The organism is Nocardiopsis sp. ATB16-24 (assembly GCF_030271535.1).
Classification (GTDB): domain Bacteria; phylum Actinomycetota; class Actinomycetes; order Streptosporangiales; family Streptosporangiaceae; genus Nocardiopsis.
The window spans coordinates 96,622-120,746 of record NZ_JASCXJ010000014.1 but is presented as its reverse complement, the minus strand read 5'-3'; the positions used below and the strand labels follow the sequence as shown (position 1 = coordinate 120,746).

The window sequence follows — 24,125 nt, the reverse complement described above, 5'->3', positions numbered from 1 at the left end:
CATGGTGCATCTGATGGGCCTTCACGACCCTGGAAGAGGACGAAGGGGGAGCGGTCATGCCGGGAGCATCCTCGTCGGTGTCAACGGCTCCGCCGGTGCGTTGATCGCGGCCGAGAAGGCGGAAATCGAAGAATCGACATCCGTGTTTTTGACGTCCACGACACAGATGTGGTTCAGAACGCTCTGGTGTGCCCGACGGACCTGGTGGAACAGAGGGTATGGGAGGCCGTGCAAAGCGCGGTCGAGCAGCTCGGAAAAACGCTCCCCGAGTCGCCTGCCACTTAGAGGTCCTCAGCGGGATGCCAGCCGCCCAAGGGCTGTTGCGGTACGCCGGGCCCAGCAGTATGACCGTCATGGAATGATCGGAGTCACGTCGTTCTCCGAAGGCCTTCTGGGATCGCTCCAGCAGGCCGCCGCATACTCCTTCTGGGGTGTTCGTGCAGACCGAACCGGTGTGCACGGATGCGTGCGGCATCGTCGGTATCGACGCCCCGCCGAAATCCCCACACGCCCTATTCTTGGTTGTAGAGGTCGCACGCAGTAGGCATCGGACGCGTAGGCCCATCGCGGCCCTGAACCACACCCATGGTCACCCTGCGCACATCGTTCTGAGTGGAGACCGAATCCGGTCAACCACAACGTTCGGCGCTGGAGAAAAATTAGGGCCGGCCCTTTCCCGCTACCCGGAGGTCGAAGTAGTACGTGAGGTCATACGCGAGTATCCCTTTGGCACGCTCCTCTCCGACATCGGCCACAAGAGTCTGATCGTGGTCCGGTCGCCAAGCGAGCACGGTCTCGCCCGCCTGGTACGGGACGAGGTCACCCCAAGGTTCTGCGTCACGCCGAACACCCCGTCATGGTGTTCCACCAGCCTTCGAGATTCCCTAGAGCATCTTTCCTCGGCCCGCCGATAGCATGTCATTCGTCCTCGTCGGGGAGCGGCACGCGCCAGCACAGGACCGTCCCACCACCTGACGCGGGTCCCGCCTTGAAAACACCACCTAGCCGCGCCGCCCGCTCCGCGAGATTGTGCAGTCCGCTGCCAGCACTGTTCGCGGGGAGTCCCACGCCGTCATCGACGACCTCGACCGTCAGATCGGTGTCCACGACCACCCGTGCGTCCACCCGTCGAGCCCTGGCATGCCGGGCAGCGTTGGACAGAGCCTCCTGAAGTACCGCAACCGCATCCTCCGCGATTCGTTCGGGTACTCGGCTGTCCAGTGGCCCGTCCATCCTCAGCCCGACCGCGAATCCCAAGGACCTGGTGGCGGCGCTCACCACGTCTACGATCCGATCACGGAACCAGGACCGCCTCTGCGCATCGCTCACCGCAGTCAAGGCGAAGATCGTCGACCGGATCTTGTGAACGGTGTCATCGAGATCGTCCACTGCCTGCCGCACATATCGTGAAACCACCGGATCGTCGACACGTTTCACCACCCCGGTCAGGGACAGCGCGATCGCGAACAACCGCTGGATAACGATATCGTGCAAGTCACGAGCGATACGATTCCGGTCTTCCAGCACGCTGACGCGCTCAGCGTCAGCACGTGCTTCAGCGAGCTCCAGAGCTATCGCGGCATGTCCAACAAAGGCATGCAGCGTCTGAACCGTCGAAGGAGGGAACTGCTCCTCGCCCACCCCCCTGCCTAAGCAAAGGACGCCACGTACGGCGTCCTGCCGTCCCAGCGGCACCAGCAGGATCGGTCCAATTCCCATGTCACCCAGAAACGGTGCGCCGCGCGAATCGCCACGGGAGATGTCGGTGATAATCGGCTCACCCGTGACATAAACTCGACCGACCAGTGATCCATCCACTGCCACACTGCGCCCCCGCATCTGCACAGCGTCCTCGCCGTTCGCGATTCTTAGCACAAGTTTTTGCCCTGAAGGGTCAGGTCCCATAATGGCCGCCACGTCCGCCTTCGACATATGACGGGCTCGTTGGGCGATCATGAGAAGGACGCCGTCAGCGTCTGTCCCGCCCAGCAATTGGGTGGTGACCTCGTCGGAAGCGTCCAGCCACATCTCGCGGTGGCGCGTACGTTCATAGAGGAGGGCCTTCTCTATCGCCACCCCCGCTGCTGCGGCCAGCGCCACAACAATGGACTCGTCGTCCTCGTCGAAGGAACCACCACCACGCTTCTCGGTGAGGTAGAGATTGCCGAACACCTCGCCGTGCACCTGGATCGGTACACCCAGGAAGCTGCGCATGAACGGGTGACCCTCAGGAAAACCGTTCGACTCGGGGTGGTCGGAGATGTCGTCCAGGCGCAGGGGCCGTGGGGCCTTGATCAAAAGGCCGAGCACACCCCGCCCTTCAGGCCAATGCGCGATCCGGGCTATTTCCACAGCGTCAAGACCAACGGGGATGAACTGCTCCAACCTTCCGTTGTCATCCACGACGCCCATGGCCCCGTACCGGGCCTCGACCAAGGCCATGGCGGCTTCGACGATCCGCCGAAGGGTGCCCTGTAGATCCAGGCCGGCCCCGACCCTGACCATGGCGTCCAGAAGGGAACGCAGGCGTTCACGGTTCATCAACGCCTCGTCGATCCGCGACCGCAGTTCCAGGAGAAGTTGATCGAGGCTCGTCTCAGAGCACGGTTCGTGTGACCGCTCGTTCGGGGACCAGACGTTATCTCCCACAGCCACCCCCACGACCGCTGCAGTGCTCGTCTCCCTGTCTTTTCATCCTAGATTCACGAGTCCCATGAGTCGAAGGTAGGAAGGAGTACAGGGCTAACGTCCCCGTGCCGAAGGCCGTTCGCTCCGGCCACTGACGCGCCGGGGCCGGGCAACCTTTCAGAGATAGGAGAGATCTCCTGGCTTCCGTGAGCGGAGGTTCCCATGGCCAGCACCGTCGCCGACCTGATGACCACGAGCGTCCTGGCCGCCCGGGCCGACGCAGGTTACAAGGAGCTCGCCGGCTTCATGCGCAGCCACCACGTCAGCGCGGTACCCATCGTGGACGACGGGTACCGCGTACTCGGTGTGGTCTCAACAGCCGACCTCCTGCTTAAACTCGCCGACCCTGACCCGGAAGAGGGCTACGCGAATGAGCCCTTCCGTGAACGGCTCGACCGAATCAAGAGCACGGGCACAACGGCCGGGGCCCTGATGACATCTCCGGCAGTCACCGCCACGGCCGACACCACGCCCCGCGAGGCAGCCGTGCTGATGCGGCGATACGGAGTCAAACGGTTGCCGGTCATTGACCGGGACGGGCGCCTAGTAGGCCTGATCAGCCGGTCAGATCTGTTACACGTATACGCGGTGAGCGACGACAAGCTCAGACGGACGGTACAGGAGGACATCGTTCATGGACAGCTCGGACTGACCGACGTTGAGATCATCGTCGACCATGGAGTAGTGACTCTGAACGGCGAAGTCGCGCGTCGGTCCGACATCCCCCGCCTGGCACATATGGTCCGTACCGCCGAAGGCGTGGTTCACGTCCGCTGTCACTTGTCCTACGCCCTCGACGACCTCACCCTCACAGGAACGACCGCATGAGCCGCTGGACTCTGATCTACGACGGAGCGGACCCCGCCCAGGCAGGTGTACGCGAAGCCCTGTGCACCCTGGGTAACGGTTATTTTTCCACACGTGGTGCTCCTCCCGAGTCCAGCCCCGATGGCACCCACTATCCAGGGACCTACGTCGCCGGCTGTTACGACCGTGCCATGTCCACGGTGGATGGGCGCCTGGTGGAGAACGAGGACCTGGTCAACGTTCCCAATTGGCTACCTCTGACATTCCGCACCGGTGACGGCGACTGGTTCGAACAACCCGATCCGGGGTTCCCTCAGCGCATGGAATTGGACATGCGTCGTGGGATGCTAACGCGGACCTTCCATGTGGTGAACGACGGCAGGACCACCCGGGTGACCCAGCGACGCTTGGTGTCCATGGACACTCCCCACTTGGCGGCGTTGGAGACCACCTTGGTCCCCGAGGACTGGAGTGGGACCATAGCCATCCGGTCGGCCTTGGACGGAAGGGTGTCCAACTCCGGTGTGGACCGATACCGTGACCTGAACGGACGACATCTACACGTTCTGGGTACCGGCTCCAACGCTCCCGGGGGCGCCTGGCTACGCTGCCGGACCCTCACTTCGGGAGTCGAGGTCGTGCTCGCCTCACGAACCCGAATCGTCCAAGGACCTGCGCCCTCGTCTTCCGAGACCCTCTCCCACGAGGACTGGGTGGCCACCGACCTGACTCTGGACCTGAGGATCGGTGAACAGACCACAGTGGAAAAGACGGTGGCTCTGTACTCTTCGCGCGACCACGCCGTTGGCAACGTACTCGATGCGGCCTGCGGCGCCTTGCCGGAAGCGGGGGGATTCGACGAGCTGCTGAGCCGTCACACCACTGCCTGGCGTCATCTGTGGCGGTCCTGTTCGTTGAATGTCGGCAGTGAGAAGGAGCAACGCGCCCTCAACCTCCATCTCTTCCACCTCCTGCAGACTCTCTCTCCACATACGAGCGACCTCGATGTAGGCGTACCCGCGAGAGGCCTGCACGGCGAGGCCTACCGAGGCCACGTTTTCTGGGATGAACTGTTCGTCCTCCCATTCCTCAACCTCCGCTTCCCCGAGACCGCGCGCGCTCTACTACGTTATCGGTGGCGAAGATTGCCACAGGCACGCGCGGCCGCGCGTGCCGTCGGTCTGAAGGGCGCTCTATTTCCCTGGCAGAGCGGAAGTGATGGTCGCGAGGAAACTCAACGGACACACCTCAACCCCCGCTCTGGACGATGGCTTCCTGACAATTCACACCTACAACGCCACGTCGGCCTCGCGATCGCCTACAACGTCTGGCAACACTACCAGGCGACCGATGACCTCGCCTTCCTGTCCGAATTCGGCGCGGAACTTCTGCTGGAGATCGCACGCGCCTTTGCGGACATGGCCATCTACGACCGGGGGCTGGATCGCTACGTGATCCGCGGCGTTATGGGTCCCGACGAATACCACGACGGCTACCCCGACCGGGAGGAGCCCGGTCTGGACGACAATGCCTACACCAACGTCATGGCAGTATGGGTGCTGCTGCGCGCCTTGGACATTCTGCGAAAATTGCCGGGACCGCTTCAGCGGGACTTACAGGAATCCCTCGACCTGAAGGCCGAGGAAATCGAACGGTTCGAGACCATCACCCGTAAGATGCACATCCCCTTCCACGAAGGCGTCATCAGCCAATTCGCCGGCTACGAGGAACTGGAGGAACTGGATTGGGAGGCCTACCGCGGCATCCGTCGCCTGGACCGTTACCTGGAGGCCGAGGGCGACAGCTGCAACCGGTATCGGGCCTCCAAACAGGCCGACGTACTCATGCTGTTCTTCCTCCTCCCCGCCGAGGAGTTCGCCGACATCCTGCGCGGTCTCGGCTACGCCTACGATCCCGAGCTCATTCCTCGGACGGTCGACTACTATCTCGCACGTACCTCCCACGGCTCGACTCTCAGCTCAGTAGTGCACTCCTGGGTGTTGTCTCGGACCAACAGGGAGGTTTCCTGGAGCTTCTTCTGCAGGGCGCTGAGCGCAGATATCGAAGACTCCCAGGACGGCACTACGGCCGAGGGCATCCATCTGGGAGCCATGGCGGGCACCGTCGATCTTCTCACCCGGTGCTACACCGGTTTGAGCACACGCGACGGCGCCCTGCATCTCAGCCCTTTGTTACCCGCAGAGCTGGACCGCCTTTCCTACGATCTGCGTTACCACGACCATTGGGAAGTACGCGTAGACGTGCACCGCGACAATGTAAGGGTCACAGTGCCCCCTTCGGACGGACCTCCGATCGAAGTCCGGGTCAAAGAGAACAGGGCCTTGGTCTCCTCCGGATCGTCCTGCGTCTTACCGTTGCGGTGACCGTTTTCACAGAGCTATTCACATAGAAGACCCATGTGCGACGACTACCGGGATATGTGAACGACGCAGCAGCCTCTGACTGACCGAGCCAAGTAGTAGCCCCCGGAAACCACCCATGCCCCGGGAACCGACGACGATCATGTCGGCAGCACGCGCGGCGTCGAGGAGGGCGTCTGCGGGGTGGCTCCGCTTCGTTAGGGCAAGTACTCGGACCATGACGCGTTCGGTGTCCTCAGTACGGGCTTCGTCCAACATGCGATGTACTTGTCTCTCGGCATGACGCAGCAGAACCTGCGTCCCGGCGGGGTCCAGTGTCACTACTCCGGCCTCCTCAGAGGAGGGAAGAACGTAGAGGGCGGTAAGGCGCGAGCCACGAAGAGCAGCCTCCTCCAACGCGAACCGCAGAGCTACATCCGATTCGGGGGAGCCGTCGACACCCACCACAAGGTGTCCGCCTCGCTCCAACGACACTTCTGACGGCACCACGACGACCGGACACGTGGCGTACGCGCAGACACTCAGGCTCACCGCTTCTCGAAGAGGTGATCTCAGCTCGCCTGGTCTCGGGGAGCCGACAACGACCAGCATGGCCCGCTGTGACGCGGCGATCAGTGCTTCCGAGGGTTTCGTCTCCGAGGTCTCGGTACGGACGGCGAGTCCTGGGCGGATCAGGTCGGCCAGGTGCGCGTACGTCGTCAACAAACCATCCGACTCGCCAGTTGCCTCCGGTATGGAAGATGCCCTCACCGGACCGTGGAACGGTTCACTGACATACGGCACACCCATTGCATGCAGAATCACCAACTCCACATGCCTGTCGGCGGCCTCCATGGCCGCCCAACCCAGGGCGGTCCGACTCCTGGAAGGTCCGTCAACCCCAACGACGACGGACCCATCAGCTTTCTCAACCGTCCAAGACTTCTCCTTGCCCATGGTGAATCCCCTTCACAGAGCGGACGATCTCAGGAGTATCATCGCCCACGGGTTCGATTTTCAGAATGTTCCTGCGGACGGCGAACACCCTCGCACTCAAAACCAGCTCCGTTGGTCCCTGATTCCATCCGTCCCAAAGCGTCCGAATGAGAAAGGGGCCGCCTCCGACAAGTATCAGTCGAATTCCCGTATCTTCTTCGCCCTGCTGTCCGAGGAGTCGCAGCCGTACCAGGCGTGTATTCGAGGCAGGTCCACAACCGCACTCTCGGCCAAAGCGCTCATCATTTCATGAGGAGAAGATCTCAGCCGTGGCCGCGCCAGGTCCGGTGATCAGCCACCGTTCTTCTAGGTACGGAACGCACCACGGCCACCGGCACCCGAGCATGGTGCAGCACCGATTGGCTGACCGATCCCAGCAACAACCCGGTGAAACCTCCGCGTCCTCGCGATCCCACTGCAAGGAGGTCGGCGTCCTCGCCCGCGGACAGCAGTGCGTGGGCTGCCTGATCCTCTACCACCTCGAAGCGGACAGGGACGTCTTCGGTGTACTTACGACGTGCCTCCTCCACCACGTCCCGGACATACCTTTCAGCGTGCACAACGAGATCCTCGCGTTCAGCGGCGTAGGCCTCTGCCGCAAACGCAGTGAGCCCCAGAGGCACCGACACCGTCCATGCGTGCACCGCGACAAGTTCTGCACCGGTACGGGCGGCCTCCTCCAAGGCGAAGTACAACGCCTCCTCGGCATCACGAGATCCGTCCAGCCCCACCACCACACGTCCGTAACCCTCCGGATCCCGTCGCTTCTCATCGGCTGAGGCCTGTCCAGGAGCCGGCACCACCACGACGGTACAGGGCGCGTGCGCGCTGACGCGGATGCTCACTGAGCCCAGGAAAGCCGAAGCGGCACCCCCTAGGCCACGTGAGCCCACAACGACCAGCGTGGCTGTGCGTGAGGCCTTGAGCAAGGCGTGGGCTGGGTCGACCATGGAAGTCCTGTAGCGCACCTCCAGTCCAGGGTGGGATCGGGTGACATGTTCGACGGCCTCCTGGAGCAGGTGCGTGGACCAGTCAGCGAGCTCCTGCGACGGCGGCATCCGCAACGTGTGTCCTGGCGGCGCGCCAATCACAGGCATGCTCAACGCGTGTAGGACCACCAGTTCCAGACCGCGGTCGGCGGCTTCCCGGGCCGCCCATTCCAGGGCCGCCCGACTCGCGGGCGAGCCGTCCACTCCCACGATGATGCCCGTCGTATCGTGCGCCCCACTGCGGGGGCCATCGGCATCGTTCATGATGTGGTCCTCTCCTGCAATGCGGCTGTGGTGTTGCTGCGGACTCCGCAGGTCGACATGACCTACCTCATCCCATGAGTACGCTCGGTAAGTCACGAGCACAACAGTTATAGACCTTGCCCGCGACGACCTCCTTCGACACCGCGGATGAACAGCGGTCAGCTGCGCTGGGCTACTTCCGTATCCATACATCGTCCAATGTGTTGATTTCTTTACCCCAAGAGGTAGTAATGCGTGAACAGATCACACACTTTAAACCCATAACTATCTATTTTTCAAGAATGCGAGCTATGCGTGTATTGAGCGATGGCTCAAGTTTAACCAAAGCGCCCACAAGGCGTCAGCTCCATCCTTCCCAAAACAAAAGGACTTTCGCCCCTGTGCTCGTCTCATTTTAAGGTCGAATCCTGCCGGGGTACCACAAAAGCAGCCGAAGCGGCTTCAGCAACACCTCAACTAAGCCGCTGTGCCGAGCGAGGCCAGGGCAGGGCCAGCCTGAGACCAGACTCCCACCACTGATCCGGTCCTGTCCATATTCTCCTCTGGACTCGGCTAAATTCGCGAAAGGCCAGCCATCTCGCTTACTCGATTTCTCACCGGGGAGATCCAAAGAGAGCCACTGCTGCTCGGTGCATACGAGTGGCGGGAGGTGTTTCCGGCACAAGCCACAGCCTCCACCAACCTCGGTACGAAACACTGGCCGCCGAGAGGCAGCAGCACGGAAGCGGGTACCCGGCTGCATCGGCGATGAATCAGGTACCGCGTTGACCCGGCGTAGGAGGTTGTCGCCAGCGACGTCGACGCGCGCAGCGATGTTTCCCACGTCATGGGAGATTGCCCGAAGCAACCGGAAGGAAGTGGTGCCGTGGGCCGGCTGGCGCGTGTGGCAGGGCGACAAGGTGCGTTCCCGAAACGACTGCCTCTGTCTGTTGGAGGTGGAGGCCGATCATGTTGACGAGTGTTGCGGCAACTGCTGCGAGGTCTGCCGCCGAGCCGTGGAAGGTGGGTACGGAGCATCCTCTGGTGGGGATCAGTTCGTCGCTCTCGGCTGCTTCTTCCCAGAGTGGGTGGTACAACTCCAGTTGGCCATCGGCCATTACCGAGCGTCCTGCCTGGTCGTCAAGCTCAGACGGTGTACAGATAGCACCAGGTGCGCAGATGTTGGCGATACCGAGCGTTCCCGTTCTGGCGTCGGTGGCGACCTGGGCGATGAGTGTCTTGCGCTTTTCGCTGGCGGGGGTGTCAAGGTAGGTGGTGATGCTGTGGCTGACGGTTGCGTCGATGATGAGGTCCGCTGCGAGGGAGACGGCTGGATCAGGGACTCTTCCTTCTGCGACTGTGACCGTCAGGTCGTCGCGGATCGCGCGGAGGCGTGCCGCGAGGGCGTTGGCCTTCGTCTGGCCGATGTCGGCTTCGGTGTAGTTCTGTCGGACGAGGAGTCCGCCGGTGATGGTGCCGGGGTCGCAGACGGTGATGGTGGTGGCACCGGCGCGGGCGATGAACTCGGCGATCCATGATCCTAGGCCGCCGCAACCCCAGATGTGAACGGTCTTTCCTTGGAATCCATTGACGGGACGGTCATCGTCGCGTCGGGTTGTGACCTCTTGCCGTTCGTCGGACATGTTGCACCATTCGATGGGAATGTCGGCGTTGATGATCGCGGGATCGAGGTTGACCGCGGTGCCGTGCTTCTTGGCGATGCGCCGGAGGGCGTCGGAGATCGCTGTGGGGAGGCGTCCGCCGAGAAGATGGTGTGGTCCGCCTGCGGGATGGGGTACGGCAAGCACGAAGTACTGCTCGGTGCCGTCAGGGTTTCGTAGAGCGCTGGCGAGGAGTGATGTGAGGAACGCGGGCGACTGGGGTGAGACCTCCGGTGCTCGTCCTTCGGCTCGGCCAAGGTACGGATCGTCCAGGAGTGTCAGGAACAGCGCGAAGGTGGATGCCGCGCCGAAGGGGAGGTCACTCGCAAGCACGAAGACGGGCGTGCGGTGTCCGTCGCGGCCGGTCGAGGAGGTGAGGTCGTAGCGGTGCGGTGAGCGAGGGATGAGCCAAGCGATCTGGTTCCGCTTCGCTAGGAGGGGCTCGCGGACGACAATGGTGGGCGTGCCATCGGCGTGGTGGAGTACTCCTCCGACAGCGTGGTACATCGCGGTCGAGGGATCGAATGCTCCGCTGGCGGCATCGGTGAGCCAGTCCCACAGTCGGCTGAGGAATCCGGCCATTCCTGCGGACGGACGCCACTCGCGAGAGGGGTCTAAGTAGATGCAGAGCCGTTGCCCTTGGAGGACGTGTGGGAAGCCGAGGAAGCGAGTGTGGTCGACTTCGGCACTCGGGGGCAGGAACATCGAAGGGCGAATCTTGATGATGAATTCCTCTTCGTCTCCGAGTTCTAGCCCGCCGGGGCGATGCGAGATATCGGCGGTGCGGAGCCGGAGTCTGAGGGTGACGTCGCCGTCAGCGTCGAGCTGGTGTTGCTGGACAAGCCGCACCTGGTGGGGGTGCTCCCTAACAAGTGACCTCAGCTCGCCAACGAGTCGGTTCTGCCAGGCCGAGAGTGCGGCACGGTTGCGACGACTCATCCCGCGCGGCCAGAACGCTCCACAGTGGAAGCTGCGGCGGGGGCTGCTGCCGGGAACTTCGCGCTGTTGGACGAGGTGGCCGGAGCCTTGAAACCATCGCCGAAGATACCTTGCCACAGTTCGATGCTGCGCTCCTTGTTCTTCTCCTTGTACGCCTCCTCGATTTCGGCGGCGTGGACATGGATGCGGTCCCGGAAGTAGCTGTAGGTCGCCTGTGCCTTCTCGGGATCAGGACCCCATCGGTGCCCGAAGTACACACCTGACCCCGACGGGTCGGCGACAGGCGGCGTGCTCGGGTTCGCCTGGAGCCAAACGTCGAGGTCCTTCACGATGTGCAGGAGGGCGGTCGGGACGTCGCTGTAGTAGCTGGGGTCCAGCAGCGTGCGCAGCTCGGTGACCTGCTCACCGAGCATGGTCGTCAGGAGGATGGAGCGGGTACCGGTGAAGGAGGCCTTGTGGTCCCGCAGGTACTTCATCAGTCGGATGACCTTGCGAAGGTTGCCCTTCGCGAGCTCGTCCTTGTTCTTCATCCAGTCTGTGAAGCCCTGGGGGTCGGTCAGCTCCCAGTCGTTGTCGTCGCGGTTGACGATGACTTCGCGCCCATCGGCGAGGTTCAGGTGCGGCACGATATCGAGGTGCATAGAGTTCGCGTAGACGAGTCGGACGCAGCGGCACTTGTGTGAGTGCGGCATGTTGCCGTAGGTGCTGTGGCGGTGCAGAGCCGCGTAGACCTCCTCTATGTACTTCTTGGGGTCGTCGGACCAGTCCGGGTTCTCGCTCATGTCGAGCATGAAGTCCGCGTCGAACTCGTTGCTGCCGACGGGGTTGATGATGGTCCTGTGGGCCCAGGACCCCTGGGGCGTCTTACCGAGAATGAGCGGGCCGATCTGCTCATCGGCCTTCAACGCCTTGTAGACCGCCTCGACGCGCGAGTCGAGCAAGTCCAGCTTCACCTGGCCGAGATTGACGGTTTCCTTGAGCAGGACGTTGAAATAATTAGTGAGTTTCATCGTGAGACCTCGTTCTCCGGCATGCCATAAATGGATTCCACACGACCGACACGTTCATCAAGTCGTCCTTGCGGGAGATTGATCGCGTAACGTATGAATGTGTTGAAGTACTTGATCAATTGCATGAAACTCCGCAGTCCTGCAAGTTGTTCGTATCAGTGATGGCTGGGGCGGGATGATAGGTATCACCGTCGAGGTGGTAAACGATGAGTTCGGCCTGGGCACTTCTCATCCGGTGCATGCCAACACGCACCGCAAGGCTCGCAGGGATAGGGCCGATCACATGGAGGATGCGCGCGTTAGGCCACTTTTCCTCTACTTTCGCCAGCAGCCCGATCCAGGCCTCCGCTGCGGCGTCGAGATCCACTTCTGTCTCGATAATCCCGGGTTTGGGGGTCTCCTCGTCTGGTCGGAGCTTGATGACAGGTAGATTCGTGAGGTTCTTGGGGATACGGGAAGTCTTGACCGTCCCAGAAACGTTGAGAACCACGACGACCTCTTCGGCGTCCTCTGGCTCAGGGGTTGCGATGATCGACCCGAAGGAAACCGGGGATCTTGTCGGCTGTTTCCAGCACCAAGCCCGGTCTCGCCCCTTGCGGTCGTGATCGAAGACCTTCACTGTGAGAGTGTCGTCCAGTCGGGAGCCAAGGTAGACGAGCCACGGTATATACGTGAGCGCGAACACGGAGACGTGGTCTATCCCGCCTTGTTTGATTCCCGTCTCCAGTTTTTCGATTCCCCGATCGATCAGGTGGCAACCGCGCTCCCATGCGTAAGGGGCTGACGGTTCGTCGTCGAGCTCGATGACGACGTCAGTGCGCCAACCATCTCTCACGTGAGCCACAAGACCTGCGTCTACAAGTGCCTCAGTGATTTGCCGGTCGGTCACGGAGATGGGAGCTCCGCGGAGCATGCCTCGGTTGGCGAGAACGAGCGTCTTCTGCAGTGTCGCGAAGTTCGTGACCCGGTGGACGCGGAGTTCGTGTTCGAGCTTTCGTGCCAAGAGCCACTCTTGGGTGAACATCTCTACGTTCGCGGGATCGTCGATCGCCTTGTGACAGGAGTGACAGAGCAGGAGGAGGTTGTCCTCCGCTGCACGCTGCTCGAGTGTCAGGGCGCTCTTGCCTCTCGGGGATCCCGCTGTGTCGGTGGCACCGACGTTGTGCGCGACCTCGCCGACCGCTTTGGCCGAGTGATAGTGGAACCTCGCGTCTAGGAGGTAGGTCGAGCAAAGGACACAACGCCCTGCTGCCCTGACCCAGATGTTCCGGTACGTGGTGTCGCCGATGTCTTTACGGCGGACCTCGCTCGGCCCCGATTTGCCCATGCCCGAACGGTAACTGCTGGTACCGACAATCTGCTTCTCGCTTGGGCCATCAGAAAGCTCAGGGACTCTCCAAGTCACTGGTTTGCGCTCCGTGTGGCGCAGTTTGGCCAAGGGCACGTAGCTCTGGCTCATCGTCCGTGCCCGTGGACGACCAGAAGCTGTCACTTTGTTGTTGACCACCAGCGCTTCCAACACCACGGTCGCGGCATCCTCCGGGCCTGGGGCAGGAACACCATGTACTCCTCGCCTTCCTCCCGTACTCCCGTGTCCAGGGCGCTGCGGGTCACAGCGCCGACACGCACATCGATTCCACCTTTGGCCTCACGCTGGTCGACCTCTCGACATAGGTGAACGGCACTTGATCCTCGCAGGCTTCGATACGGGCGATCTCGGGATGGATGGCCTGCTGGGCGTAGAAAACCATGTAGGTCAACCCGTCCCGGAAGAAGCGGCAGGACTGGCAGATGTAGGCGCCGGTGTCCAGGTACTCGTCGTAGGCCAGGCCGGCGACGAGGACGACCACCTCGTTGGTGGTGAGCAGCCCCGTCGTTGTCGAACAGGGTCTACGGTTGCCGCAACAGGAACCGGTCTCGCTCGGACGGGGCGAGCAGGGCATCGTCCAGGACCGCGGTGATGGCGTCGTGCAACGCGGCGAAGTTGAACCACACCAGCCGCTGGTCCGCCAGCGAGGCGGTCACCGGTGGCTGTGTCGCATCGGGTGTGAGAACGAACAGCAACTGCCTTGGCCCCTCCACCAGGGTTTTCAGGTGGGCGCGCAGTTGTTTCTCATCGACCGTGCCATGGGCGATCTTGACATCAGGCAGGTAGGTGAAGTCAGCGGAGATCCGTGCGTCGGGAATCGAGCCCGTTCCGGTCGCGGGTTGGTTGGTGAAGGCAACCGTCTTCAAGGTGGACTCGCTGGAGACTCAGGAGAGGATCTCCTCGGTCAGGAACAGGCCGACGCGTTCGAAGACCGGGAGCATGGACAAGGTGATGCGGTGTTCGCCCTGACGGTAGGTGGAGAACAACGGCGTGGATGACATGGGCACTATCTCTTGGGGGCGTGGGTGGTGGTCTCTTCACCGTGTGACGGAAGGTGGCTCCCTGCTCGTGGGGACCTCGCGAGGTGCCATCGGACGCCAGCGGCCGCACGTGTGTGCTCCGTTCATGCTCCGCAGTTCTGTACTGACACGACACCAAACGACATCACACGGTCTCAGACGGCACGGCTGATCGGATGGGGCGGCACGCAACGGCACGAAATGACACGTGGCAACACCAGAGCGCCGGACTTCTAATCCGACGGTCGCAGGTTCGAATCCTGCCGGGTGCGCCACAAAACCCCTGGTCAGAGGGGGTGAGTGAGGACCTCAGTCGAGGCCCTCGCGGTGTTTTTGGGCCATGTGTGCTCCTGGTGTGCTCCCCAGTACAAGGTGGGTGCAGGTGGGGGTTGACCTGCCGGAGCACTTTGCCGATCCATGACCCTGTGGGCCCGCACCGGTGCAGGGCCATGCCCGCCCACCAGCACCCCACAGCTGCCCCGATACGGCCGGTCAGGGCCAGCCCAGATGTGCCAGGCGTCCCCACGGCCCATCGCAGGCCAGGCTGTCACCCAGCAGAGCTACCCTGCTCCTGACACAACACCACCTCCCTGATCAAGGCTCCCTCCATGCCCGAATCCACCGTCTTGACCGGACGCGACCAGCTCCTCAGCGTCTTCCCCGAACTCCACGAGTACGGCACACCCGCACTCCTGCTCCACCCCCACCTGGGAAACCCGGACCTCAGGACAGCTCCGTCGGCGGCCCTCTCCTGTGGCCCACCGACGAACCCTGGCCCACTTGCGAATTCCTCCATTACGGCTTCGACGCCCCACGGGGAGCCGAGGAAACCCACTTCGACGCGCCCGTCGCCCTGCAGCCGGTGCTCCAACTGTTCGCCTGTGACCTGCCCGACGAACACGCCCTCCCAGGGGGAGCCGAACTCCTCCAGGTCCTGTGGTGCCCTAACCGCCATCCGCAGCCGCTTGACGCCTTCGGGCACGGTTACACCCCCTGGCTCACCATCCGCTCGCGACACGACACAGCGAACCTGCGACCGCTCCGGGAACAACCGCTCGCGCACACCGCCGCCCAGGAGTACACGCTCCCGCCCTGTCTCCTGGCTCTCGAGGAGATCACCGACTACCCCTCCGACGCCTTCCTGCCCGAAGAACTCGCCGTCCGCATTGAGGAGTGGGAGGAAGACGTCCCCCAGACTGGGCACGTGGTCCTCAAGCCCAGCTACTTTTACGATCTTGCCCACCGGAGAGGTATGAAGCTCGGCGGCTACCACCGCTGGAGCCTCACCGACCCCGTCCCCATCGAGTGCGAGTGTGGCACCCCCATGGAACACCTGTTCCAGATCGGCAGCATGGAACCGGGCGGTCTGGAGCGCCTCGTCATCAGCCGCGGCTATTCCCTGGGTCTCCACTACTGTCCCGCCTCCCCGGAACATCCCCACCGCACCGTCATGCAGTAGCGCCGAGCACGAGCGGACATGAGACGAACACGGCAGGACAACGCTGACATGGTCGATGCCGTCGAAGCCGTCGACTGGGATTCTTTCCCCGGTCCCGCGGACTACTACCGCCCTGCAGCTGCCAGGGAAGGCCTTCGCAGCATCGCCCGCGCACGAGGGCGCCTGGAGGCGGCCTCAGCGGCATCCCGCTTGGCCGGAGGAGGAATCATTCACGATCACAGCGGCACCGTCCTCCCCTCTGCCGTGTCGGCCACTCCTTTCCTGCTCCAGATCGCGCAAACGAGCGACAGCGCAGTACAGGAGGCTGCGCTGGAACTCATCGAGGACGCACTGAACTTCCGGCCCTCCCCCGGATTCTTCCGCACTCAGGACGAAGTCCGCCTGTGCTGCGCGATCGCCGATCACGTTCACGTCCACCGTCCTGCGCTGGGCAGGCTCGGCCACCGAAGCCGCGCCCTGATCAGCACCGCACAAGAGCACTGGCGGATCGACATCCAGGAAACCTGCGACGACGGCGCCGACCTCCTGGCGTTCGGGACCGTGGCCGGAACTGTGGCTGGCACACCGCAGGCAGCAGAACTCCATACCGATAGTGGTATCGCCTTGCTGAGCACCATGACTGTGGAGTATCCGCCTGTCGGAGGACACGGGCAGATATGTGTCCGAATAACCGATCTGAAGCTACCCGAGTTCCATCCGAAAGCCACGCTGTACAAAGCAGATTGTGGTGAATAGAAAAGGCTCCACACACGAGGCTCAGAGCCTCGGCCCAAAGCGGCTCAGTTCTGGTTCACCGGCCAGGCCTCCGCTGGATCACAGTGAGCCTTTTTCATCCTGAAGATGCAGGTCACAGCCTCGTACCAGCTCCCCGGAACCACCCCTGACAGCAAGAAGCCCCTGGTAGACGGGTTAACGACCAAGAAAACCTGCCCCACCAGAGGCTCCACATGCTGTTCTACCGCGCCTGCCTGCCCTTGTCACGCCGAACCCTGAACCTGGCTGCCCGCACCATCCGCGCCCACCGTAAGAAGACCGGTTCCCGATGGCGGCGCCTGAACCCCGCGCAGCAGGCTCTACTCGTCCTGGTCCACCTGTACAAAGGCGAGACGTTCACCCAGGTCGCAGCCGGTTTCGAGGTGGGCACCACGACCGCCTGGCGCTACGTGCGCGAGACCACGGCCCTGCTCGCTGAGCAAGCGCCCGCCCTCGGACAAGGGCTACGCCGAGCACGCCGCAAAGGGTGGGGATACGTGATCGTGGACGGCACCTTGATCGCCTGCGACCGCGTGGCGGCCGACCGCCCGTTCTATTCCGGCAAGCACAAGCAACACGGCATGAACGTCCAGGTGGTGGCCGCACCGGACGGGGAGCTCTTGTGGACCTCGTGGTCGCTGCTGGGATCGGTGCACGACACCAGGGCCGCCCGGGTGTGGAGGATCGCTGAACGCAGCAAAGCCGCGGGCCTGCTCGGACTGGGCGACAAGGGGTACGTGGGGTTGTCGGAGGCGGTGTTGTGCCCGTTCAAGGGCCGGGGCAAGCCGCAGTGGAAGAAGGACGCCAATTCCGCCCACGCCAAGCTCCGCTCGCCTGGTGAGAGGGCCATCGCGCAACTCAAGAACTGGGATGTCCTACGTCGGCTGCGGTGCTGCCCGCAGCGGGTCGGAGAGATCACCCGAGCCGTGCTCGTTCTTCAACTCAAAGAAGCAGGATGAAAAAGGCTCAGTGTGTTCCGTGCCGGATTCTTTAGAGGCTCGGAACACGAGGCTGTGACCTGCATCTTCAGGATGAAAAAGGTTCACTCTATGTCTTGCGAATTACGCAGAACACAAGCCTCCTTAGCCCGAGAAAAAGGCATAATCAGCAAGTCGCACGCTCTGCTGGTCGGCCCAAGAGTCGAGAACGCCGGATACGGTGACGTGCCAAGTCCGCTACCTACTACCGTGGCCGTATGAGCGAGGGAATCCGATGGATCGGTGAACACAGCGACCAGAGTCCGGACAACCGCATCCCCGGAATGCTCGGCGGTATCTCCCTCACTGCGGCCCGAGACATCGACACAGAGGACTTCCTCAGTGGTCTTGGCGCAGATCCCGCGCAGCTTGACAAGCACTATCCGTACAAGGGCCGGCTATCAGTGCACCTTCCCGAGGGGATGCACCCCGATCGCGTCAACTATGCCATGTACGGCACCTGCGGGGACTGGGTGTACGTGCTGGAGGACTGGGAGATGGCGACCTGGCATCTGCACTATTGGGACGGTTCACCGATGTCCGCACTGGCCGGGGCAGAAATCGTCTGTGTGAGTTTGAACCGGCACGACCCGCCCCCCTACATCTCACACGCCACCCTCGAAGGCCACATCGTCAGTGTGGAGTCCGGAGGGGACACCGGCTGCGGATCAGCGCTCGATGGCGCACTACAAACGGCTGGGGCAGTCTACCCCTCCGTACTGGACACGACAGAGGACGAAGTGCACCTGTACTGGGAACAGCATCGAAAAGAACTCCTGCCAGCAGTGTTCTCCGCAGTCGGGAACTACTGCGGGCTGTCCATCGACCAAACCACGGTCGAAGCGGGCAACCTTCCCCTGGCGGTTCTCCCCATGCTGTCCTAACCCATACAGACCGGGAGAGGACTCTGGTGTGTACCGGGTTCGAAACAAAAGTTTCCTCAAGCAATTGCACCCAGGTCAGCCCCGAAAGCCGTGCTCCAACCTCCGGGAGTACAGGGAACATGAATTCTTTTACCCCAGAAACAAGACACGATCAGCAAGCCAAGTGGCCCAGCGAGGACAACCGAGAAATCGGATACGGTGACGTGCCAAGTCCGCTACCTACTACCGTGGCCGTATGAGCAATGGAATCCGATGGATCGGCGAATACAGCGACCAAAGACCGAACAACCGCATCCCCGGAATGCTCGGCGGTATCTCCCTCACTGCGGCCCGAGACATCGACACAGAGGACTTCCTCACCTGTCTGGGTGCAGAACCCCTCCAGCTCGATGAAGGCTACCTGTACAAGGACCGGCGATCGGTGACCCTTCCCGACGGGGTCAAACCTTGGGACGTCAGATACGCCATGTACGGCATCTGCGGGGACTGGGTGTATGTGCTGGAGGACTGGGGCATGGCTACCTGGCACCTGCACCGTCACGGCGGCCCACCGATGACCGAGCTGGCCGGGGTGGAAACCATCTGCGTGAGCAGAAACATGGACGACCCGCCCCCCTACATCTCACACGCCACCCTCGAAGGCCACATCGTCAGCGTGGAGTACGGACAGGACACCGGCTGCGGGTCAGCGCTCGATGCCGCGTTGCAAGCAGCCGGGGCGGTCTACCCCTCCGTACTGGACACGACAGAGGACGAGGTGGAACTGTACTGGGAACAGCATCAGAGAGAACTCCTGCCAGCAGTGTTCTCTGCGGTCGGGGACTACTGTGGGCTGTCCATCGACCAGGCCACGGTCGAAACCGGAGACCTTCCCGTAGCCGTTCTTTTTCCGATGTCTTGACTCTTACAGACCACGAGGGTCTGCCTTATGAGAATCCTTTCCTGGTGTTCAGAAGGAGGTTGTCATGTGGACCAACGGGCTGCCGTGGCAGCCCCGCCCAAGCCTGTCGAAGCGGCCCCGCCCGCCTACGTGAATAGGACCCCGCCTGGGTATAAGCCTGGGCTCTCATCGGCCCACCCCGAGCCCGAACGACCTGCACTGATAACGCCCACGGAAGGGGCCGTTCAAAGCGGCCCACTGACCGGCGGAGTCACAGGGCCCCCGAAAGGCCCAGTCACAGGCGGAGGCACGGGCCCTTCAACGGCCCGTGCTTTGTACACGACGTGCGAAGGAGGCCCCTTCTCCCTCCGTGGTGCAGAGGTGGCAGGGCCAGGTGTCGATGGGCCACCTGAAGGATTCTCTTTTTCCTACCCAAGCAAGGTCAGGGTGGTGCCGACCCGTGAACATGGTCGGCGCCACCCCGGCGAAAGATCTATCCCTCAGGTTGAGATCGCCTGCCACCGCCGCACCAAAAAGGCAAGTTCAGCGAACTCACCTCCACCACCACGTCCGCCCCTCGGAGGCTGTGGTGTCGTTGAGCCTCGACCATTGACAGTCTTCCCCCTGTGCGCTCGCGTCCCTTCCCCACCGCGCGTACGGATGACGAGGTCCTCGTGCCGAACGAGGTAGAGACGCACCCCGCGCACCCCGTCGTCGTCCTCACACCACCCACGTGGCCCCGTATATGGACTCCGCTGTGGTGGCACCACGAGCGAAGCCGTACTCGGCTGCCCCTCTCGGGTTCGATGTTGCGGGATACTCGCCCGCTTCTTGACCGCGGTTCGCGCTGGGGCAGGTTCGCGGTCTGCCCGCACCCTCCGCGAGGGCATTGGCCGGTGGACCTCGGTCACCGGTCGTGTGCTCCGATCGGTGGGGCCGCACAATAGTGCGGCGAGCACCGCCCCGATGATCCAACGCACCTCTTCGCCCCAACTTTGACGGCGTTTGCGGTGCCGCCCGCTATGCTTCTCCACGGTTTCCTCCTGCTGTGGTCAGGTGGGAATCAAGCCCCGGACCGGTGTTGCCTCACCGTTTCGGGGCACGCTTTCTCTTGTCAGCGACCCGCGATCGAGGTCATTTTTCTCGATGTGAAATTACAAGGCGAGTGCCAGTAGCTCCGGGATCGCAATCCCCGAAATTGCGCCGACCACCCACGCCTTGAATGAACAGATGCAAAGCCGCTCTCGTCCATAGAAAGAAGCTCCCTGTCCTATTGGGGTGGTCGATGTTCCCTTGGGTGGACAAGGAATTTCAACCCCAGACGTGAAGTACGGAACACCCCGTGTGTCAACTGTTCGTCACTGTCGGCCACGTGTACGTCCGGACCGGTCAAAGGCCGCTCGGACAGTCAAGGCACCAGTGTCGTTCTTGGAGAAGTCCCAGTGCAGGGCCATCGCATCGACCACGGCCAAGCCGTATCCGCTCTCGGCCAACGTCACACCCGCCTCCTCCAAGGAGGGAGGAGCCACCCGGGGGACGGTTGCCGCCATCTCGGATCGAGGCCCGTCATCGGTCACGCGCAGGACGAAGAGGAGGCGGCGCCGCTCGATCTCGATCCGCACCTGCCCACCGGGAAGCCCAGAGGCGCTGTGCCGTAGAGCGTTGGCGTGTAGTTCGCTCAGGGACACGATCAAGGGATGTGCGGCAGACGGCGTGGTCCGGGTGACCTGAGCAGCCCATTGGCGGGCGTGGGAGAGATGTGCGGTATCGGAACCGCACAGTAGGCCTGAGGTGTTCGGGTCATCGAAGCTGATGTGCCGGGGCGAGAACACTGTTCTGCCACGAAGCGGGAGGGGAGAAGGAAGGCTCTGCATCAGCCCTCCACCGAGAGCCGGCAGACCAGAGTAGGCGAGCCGTGCATTGAGGTATTCATGTACTCACTGTCCGAAGAAACGCCTGACACCGCTATGACGGAGCGGGCATGGTGGTCATGACAGACCGGTCATGGCCCCGCGACGCGGCACAGCCATAGGCTTCGGTGTCACCCAAGCCCCTGTCAGCGAACCGATGCGGAAGGCTTCCCTGTGCTCTGCGGAAACTGCGGTCGTGCACGAAAGGCCGGTGACTGCTCGTGCGTTCCGAGTCGGTTCTGGGATATCCCCGAGGTGCGGCGAGCGGTCGCGGACCAAGACCCCAACACTCTGATCCGTCTGCTGCTGCGGCACACTCACCTGGCGCAGGACGCCATCGCCCGTATGTGCGACCTGTCGCAGGCCATGGTCTCCCGGGTCCTGAACGGCAGCCGTGAGATCCGCAAACCCGAGTCCAGGCGCCGTGCGTTCGACGGAATCACGCACGGGTACAACGTTCCGACAACCGGGATGGCACGGGTACCCGCCCACCTCGCTCTGAGGCTGAACGACTCGGGCGAAGAGGCGGCCTCGGCCCTGCGGCGGCTGTCCCAGGCGGACATCGAGCACACACCGGGTATGGAGGAGGGAAGCGGCAACTCAGCGATCAGCCCGGCTGTACTCTCCTGGCTCGTACGGACCCCGGGCTCCGCCGAGGTCGACCCTTTGACGGAAGAAGGGCCGGTGGCCGCGGTCCGCGCCGCGAGCACGGCGTTCAGCTCCTTGGACAACCGGTTCGGTGGTGAGAACGCCAGGACCACGGCGCTGCACTACCTCCACGACACCGTCGTCCCCCTCCTCCGGCGTTCGCACACAGAGGCGGTACGGCGGTCGCTGTTCACGGTCGCAGCCGAGTTCGTCCTTTCCATCGCCTGGATGTCCTACGACGCCCAACGCAACGGCGCCGCTCGGCGGTACTTCGTCCAGGCTCTGGATCTGGCCACACACGCCGAAGACCGCCTATTGGGAGCGAGTGTCCTGTCCGCGATGAGCCACCAGGCCAACTATCTGGGTGCGCACGCCGAGGCCCGCGATCTGGCGCGTGCGGCCCTCACCGGTGCCGGAAGCCGTGCGACAGCGACGATGCGCGCCCAGTTTCTGATGATGGAAGCCCGTGCTCACGCCGCTCGGCAGGACAAAAGCGGCTGTTTCCGGGCGATGAGCGAGGCCGAGCGAGCGTTCGGGAGGCGCGATCCCCGTACCGACCCGGGGTGGATCAGCTACTTCGACCATGCTGAGTACTCAGACGAGGTAGCGCACTGCCACCGGGATCTCGGACACGCGCACGTCGCCCGTCGTCTCGCCGAACAGAGTCTCGCCGCCTCCACCGGTGACGAATACGCGCGAAGCCGGGTGTTCACCCGCCTGGTGTTGGCCGTGGCCGTGCTCGGTCAGGGGGAGGTGGAGGAGGCCGGCCACATTGGCGAACAGGTGGTCCCTCTCGTACAGGCGACCTCGTCGGCTCGATGCGTCGGCTACCTGAACGACTTCGCCCAGCGGATCTGGCCCCACCGCGACCAACCTGAGGCGGCACGGTTTCTCCGCAAGGCACGCGCTGTGGCGGCCACCGGTCAGTAGGGCTGCCAGAATCTGGGACGTTCAGGGTCGCCAAGGTCGGTGACGCGCCGGTCGATCTCGGCATCGATCTGGGGGCTCTCACCGCCCTTCTGCGCGAGCCAGGTGGTCATGCGCAGCTCGCGGACCGCCTTGTAGAGCGGGTAGCCGTTCCAACCGGTGACGTCGAATCCGTAGGCGTCGCAGAAGTCGGCGTACTCAGTGTCGGTGTGCCAGCCCAGGTCCCGGTACAGGGCGGTCAGCACCAGGTCCCATTCGGGCGGCCCCCAGCAGATGCCGTCCAGGTCGAAGAGCACCACCCCATGGTCGGTGGCCAGTACGTTGCCGATGTTGGCGTCTCCGTGGATGACGTGTCGTCCCAGGACCGGACGCACCGTGGGAAGGCGTCGGGCCAGGTCACGGTGGGCCCGGTGCAGCTGGTCGCGCTGGGGCTCGGTGAGCCGGGGCGCGGTGTCGATGCGCTCGCGGATCCGGTCGAAGGGATCGAGGTCGGGCAGGTCCAGGTCGGGGGGCGGGGTGAGTCGGTGCAGGGAGCGCAGGAGCACGGCCAGTTCCCGGGGGACGGTCCACTCCCCGTCCACGGCCTCCCAGAGGGTGACGACGGTGTCCTCGGCCGGGACGGGCTGTTCACCGGGGAGGGGGCGGCTCACCGGTATCCCCTGGGCGGCGAGCCAGCGGGCGGCGCGCACCTCTCGGTCGGCCTCGTGGGATCGGTCGGCGGAGCGCTCGACGCGGGCGATCACCTTGCCCCTGAGTCGGAACACGGCTCGCTCCCCTGCCCGGATCAGTTCGGGTTCCTGGTGGGGGGCGAGGCCCATGGTGGCGGCGGCGGTGTGGACGGCGCGGGCCGCGCGCCGCACGAAGTCCTCGGTGTGAACCACGCGCCCCAGCCTACGCCGGGGCACCGGTTCCGCCTTCGTCAGCGGGAAGTGGGTCATCCCGCGGTGAGAAGGCTGCTCATGCGTTGGACCCGATCGGCCTGAGGGAAGGTGAGCCAGTCCCATTCGCCTTCCTCGGCGCCCATCCAGGAGGCCAGGCAGCGGCGGAAGAACTGCGAGGGTGCACCGGTGGCGGTGCCGATCCAGTCCTGCCCGGGTGTGCCCAGGGCGAGGTAGGAGCGCTGTCGGTCCTCCACCAGGTGTCGGGCGGCATCGATCCAGTCCGAGCAGGGGTGCATGGTGACGGGTGCGGGGATCTGGTCGAGGAAGGCGTGGGGATCGCGGTCGGTGGCCACGACGTGGATGTGGGTGTGGTCGTAGCAGGCGCCGCCCTTGTCGCGGAAGTCGAAGCTGCCGTGTTCGAAGACGAGGCTGTTCAGGCCGCTGTGCCCTCGGACGAGGTCGGTGACCTGCGGGATAAGGGTGCGCAGGTCGGCGCGTTCGGCGTCGTCGAGCCAGCCCACGGACAAGGTGTGGCGTTTGGAGACGATGAGCAGGTACCAGTCGGTCAGGGCGCCGATGCAGGGGATGACGACGAAGTGGTCGGTCTCGTGGAGCACGTAGTCGGAGCGGTCGTGTGCCAGACCCAGGTCGTAGAAGAGGTTGGAGTCGTCGCCGCCTTCGACTTCGCAGCAGAAGGTGCAGATCTCGCGCAGGGTGTCGTCCAC

At 63.4% G+C, this 24,125-nt stretch carries 20 protein-coding genes; 8 read left to right on the top strand and 12 right to left on the bottom strand.

Features of this window, described 5'->3' with window-relative positions:
- Positions 1 to 918 precede the first annotated feature (918 nt).
- The gene (locus PFX91_RS16180) at positions 919 to 2,541 is read right to left on the bottom strand and encodes a sensor histidine kinase (RefSeq protein ID WP_352231691.1); all 1,623 of its coding nucleotides are present in this window, start codon (positions 2,539 to 2,541) and stop codon (positions 919 to 921) included.
- A gap of 309 nt (positions 2,542 to 2,850) precedes the next feature.
- On the opposite strand from PFX91_RS16180, the gene PFX91_RS16175 reads away from it, so the two are divergent.
- Positions 2,851 to 3,516 carry a CBS domain-containing protein gene (locus PFX91_RS16175; RefSeq protein ID WP_285732742.1) on the top strand — a complete coding sequence of 222 codons (666 nt, stop codon included), beginning with the start codon at positions 2,851 to 2,853 and terminating at the stop codon, positions 3,514 to 3,516.
- On the top strand, positions 3,513 to 5,879 hold the full coding sequence (locus PFX91_RS16170) for a glycoside hydrolase family 65 protein (protein WP_285732740.1): 2,367 nt from the start codon (positions 3,513 to 3,515) through the stop codon (positions 5,877 to 5,879). Before PFX91_RS16175 ends, PFX91_RS16170 begins: the two co-directional genes overlap by 4 nt.
- 18 nt (positions 5,880 to 5,897) lie before the next feature.
- Here the strand turns inward: PFX91_RS16170 and PFX91_RS16165 are convergent, their stop codons facing one another.
- From PFX91_RS16165 to PFX91_RS16130, 8 genes are all read right to left on the bottom strand, one after another.
- Complete coding sequence (locus PFX91_RS16165; RefSeq protein WP_285732738.1) at positions 5,898 to 6,812, bottom strand: universal stress protein; 915 nt, start codon at positions 6,810 to 6,812, stop codon at positions 5,898 to 5,900.
- Positions 6,813 to 7,114: 302 nt separating this feature from the next.
- Positions 7,115 to 8,104, bottom strand: a complete 990-nt coding sequence (locus PFX91_RS16160; RefSeq protein WP_285732737.1) for a universal stress protein — start codon at positions 8,102 to 8,104, stop codon at positions 7,115 to 7,117.
- An 824-nt stretch (positions 8,105 to 8,928) separates the two neighbouring features.
- Positions 8,929 to 10,683: a ThiF family adenylyltransferase gene (locus tag PFX91_RS16155; protein WP_285732735.1), complete on the bottom strand. Its 1,755-nt coding sequence runs from the start codon at positions 10,681 to 10,683 to the stop codon at positions 8,929 to 8,931.
- Entirely contained in the window at positions 10,680 to 11,693 is a 1,014-nt protein-coding gene (locus PFX91_RS16150; protein ID WP_285732734.1) for an SMODS domain-containing nucleotidyltransferase, read from the bottom strand. Before PFX91_RS16150 ends, PFX91_RS16155 begins: the two co-directional genes overlap by 4 nt.
- A gap of 115 nt (positions 11,694 to 11,808) precedes the next feature.
- Entirely contained in the window at positions 11,809 to 13,152 is a 1,344-nt protein-coding gene (locus PFX91_RS16145) for an SAVED domain-containing protein (RefSeq protein WP_285732732.1), read from the bottom strand.
- A 151-nt stretch (positions 13,153 to 13,303) separates the two neighbouring features.
- Positions 13,304 to 13,543: a hypothetical protein gene (locus PFX91_RS16140; RefSeq protein ID WP_285732730.1), complete on the bottom strand. Its 240-nt coding sequence runs from the start codon at positions 13,541 to 13,543 to the stop codon at positions 13,304 to 13,306.
- Between the two features lie 40 nt (positions 13,544 to 13,583).
- A complete protein-coding gene (locus PFX91_RS16135) occupies positions 13,584 to 13,928 on the bottom strand; it encodes a hypothetical protein (protein ID WP_285732728.1) in 345 nt (114 codons plus the stop codon).
- Positions 13,929 to 14,628: 700 nt separating this feature from the next.
- Positions 14,629 to 15,324 (bottom strand): hypothetical protein, encoded by a 696-nt coding sequence (locus PFX91_RS16130; RefSeq protein ID WP_285732726.1) that lies wholly within the window; start codon positions 15,322 to 15,324, stop codon positions 14,629 to 14,631.
- 9 nt (positions 15,325 to 15,333) lie between these two features.
- Here PFX91_RS16130 and PFX91_RS16125 point away from each other — a divergent pair, with 9 nt between their 5' ends.
- The 5 genes from PFX91_RS16125 (at position 15,334) to PFX91_RS16105 (ending at position 19,055) form a co-directional block, all read left to right on the top strand.
- Entirely contained in the window at positions 15,334 to 15,540 is a 207-nt protein-coding gene (locus PFX91_RS16125; protein ID WP_285732724.1) for a hypothetical protein, read from the top strand.
- 18 nt (positions 15,541 to 15,558) lie between these two features.
- A complete protein-coding gene (locus PFX91_RS16120) occupies positions 15,559 to 16,275 on the top strand; it encodes a hypothetical protein (RefSeq protein ID WP_285732722.1) in 717 nt (238 codons plus the stop codon).
- Positions 16,276 to 16,487: 212 nt separating this feature from the next.
- Positions 16,488 to 17,252 carry a transposase family protein gene (locus PFX91_RS16115; RefSeq protein ID WP_285732720.1) on the top strand — a complete coding sequence of 255 codons (765 nt, stop codon included), beginning with the start codon at positions 16,488 to 16,490 and terminating at the stop codon, positions 17,250 to 17,252.
- 236 nt (positions 17,253 to 17,488) lie between these two features.
- Complete coding sequence (locus tag PFX91_RS16110) at positions 17,489 to 18,154, top strand: hypothetical protein (RefSeq protein WP_285732718.1); 666 nt, start codon at positions 17,489 to 17,491, stop codon at positions 18,152 to 18,154.
- A gap of 235 nt (positions 18,155 to 18,389) precedes the next feature.
- The gene (locus PFX91_RS16105; RefSeq protein ID WP_285732715.1) at positions 18,390 to 19,055 is read left to right on the top strand and encodes a hypothetical protein; all 666 of its coding nucleotides are present in this window, start codon (positions 18,390 to 18,392) and stop codon (positions 19,053 to 19,055) included.
- A 1,337-nt stretch (positions 19,056 to 20,392) separates the two neighbouring features.
- Here PFX91_RS16105 and PFX91_RS16100 read toward each other — a convergent pair.
- On the bottom strand, positions 20,393 to 20,908 hold the full coding sequence (locus PFX91_RS16100; protein WP_285732714.1) for an ATP-binding protein: 516 nt from the start codon (positions 20,906 to 20,908) through the stop codon (positions 20,393 to 20,395).
- A 291-nt stretch (positions 20,909 to 21,199) separates the two neighbouring features.
- Between PFX91_RS16100 and PFX91_RS16095 the strand changes: the two genes are divergently transcribed.
- Positions 21,200 to 22,522 carry an NsdA family TPR-like regulatory protein gene (locus PFX91_RS16095; protein ID WP_285732712.1) on the top strand — a complete coding sequence of 441 codons (1,323 nt, stop codon included), beginning with the start codon at positions 21,200 to 21,202 and terminating at the stop codon, positions 22,520 to 22,522.
- Here PFX91_RS16095 and PFX91_RS16090 read toward each other — a convergent pair.
- Together PFX91_RS16090 and PFX91_RS16085 are read right to left on the bottom strand one after the other, a co-directional pair.
- On the bottom strand, positions 22,516 to 23,400 hold the full coding sequence (locus PFX91_RS16090) for a phosphotransferase enzyme family protein (RefSeq protein WP_285732711.1): 885 nt from the start codon (positions 23,398 to 23,400) through the stop codon (positions 22,516 to 22,518). The two genes, PFX91_RS16095 and PFX91_RS16090, sit on opposite strands and share 7 nt — an antisense overlap.
- A 53-nt stretch (positions 23,401 to 23,453) precedes the next feature.
- A complete protein-coding gene (locus PFX91_RS16085; RefSeq protein ID WP_285732710.1) occupies positions 23,454 to 24,125 on the bottom strand; it encodes an HIT family protein in 672 nt (223 codons plus the stop codon).

Coding starts and splice junctions, on each gene's coding strand:
- PFX91_RS16155 (WP_285732735.1), bottom strand. CDS start 10,683: ATGAGTCGTCGCAACCGTGCCGCACTCTCGGCCTGGCAGAACCGACTC.
- PFX91_RS16125 (WP_285732724.1), top strand. CDS start 15,334: ATGAAGCTCGGCGGCTACCACCGCTGGAGCCTCACCGACCCCGTCCCC.
- PFX91_RS16180 (WP_352231691.1), bottom strand. CDS start 2,541: ATGAACCGTGAACGCCTGCGTTCCCTTCTGGACGCCATGGTCAGGGTC.
- PFX91_RS16175 (WP_285732742.1), top strand. CDS start 2,851: ATGGCCAGCACCGTCGCCGACCTGATGACCACGAGCGTCCTGGCCGCC.
- PFX91_RS16115 (WP_285732720.1), top strand. CDS start 16,488: ATGCTGTTCTACCGCGCCTGCCTGCCCTTGTCACGCCGAACCCTGAAC.
- PFX91_RS16100 (WP_285732714.1), bottom strand. CDS start 20,908: ATGCAGAGCCTTCCTTCTCCCCTCCCGCTTCGTGGCAGAACAGTGTTC.
- PFX91_RS16150 (WP_285732734.1), bottom strand. CDS start 11,693: ATGAAACTCACTAATTATTTCAACGTCCTGCTCAAGGAAACCGTCAAT.
- PFX91_RS16165 (WP_285732738.1), bottom strand. CDS start 6,812: ATGGGCAAGGAGAAGTCTTGGACGGTTGAGAAAGCTGATGGGTCCGTC.
- PFX91_RS16105 (WP_285732715.1), top strand. CDS start 18,390: ATGAGCAATGGAATCCGATGGATCGGCGAATACAGCGACCAAAGACCG.
- PFX91_RS16145 (WP_285732732.1), bottom strand. CDS start 13,152: ATGAGCCAGAGCTACGTGCCCTTGGCCAAACTGCGCCACACGGAGCGC.
- PFX91_RS16160 (WP_285732737.1), bottom strand. CDS start 8,104: ATGAACGATGCCGATGGCCCCCGCAGTGGGGCGCACGATACGACGGGC.
- PFX91_RS16120 (WP_285732722.1), top strand. CDS start 15,559: ATGAGACGAACACGGCAGGACAACGCTGACATGGTCGATGCCGTCGAA.
- PFX91_RS16170 (WP_285732740.1), top strand. CDS start 3,513: ATGAGCCGCTGGACTCTGATCTACGACGGAGCGGACCCCGCCCAGGCA.
- PFX91_RS16110 (WP_285732718.1), top strand. CDS start 17,489: ATGAGCGAGGGAATCCGATGGATCGGTGAACACAGCGACCAGAGTCCG.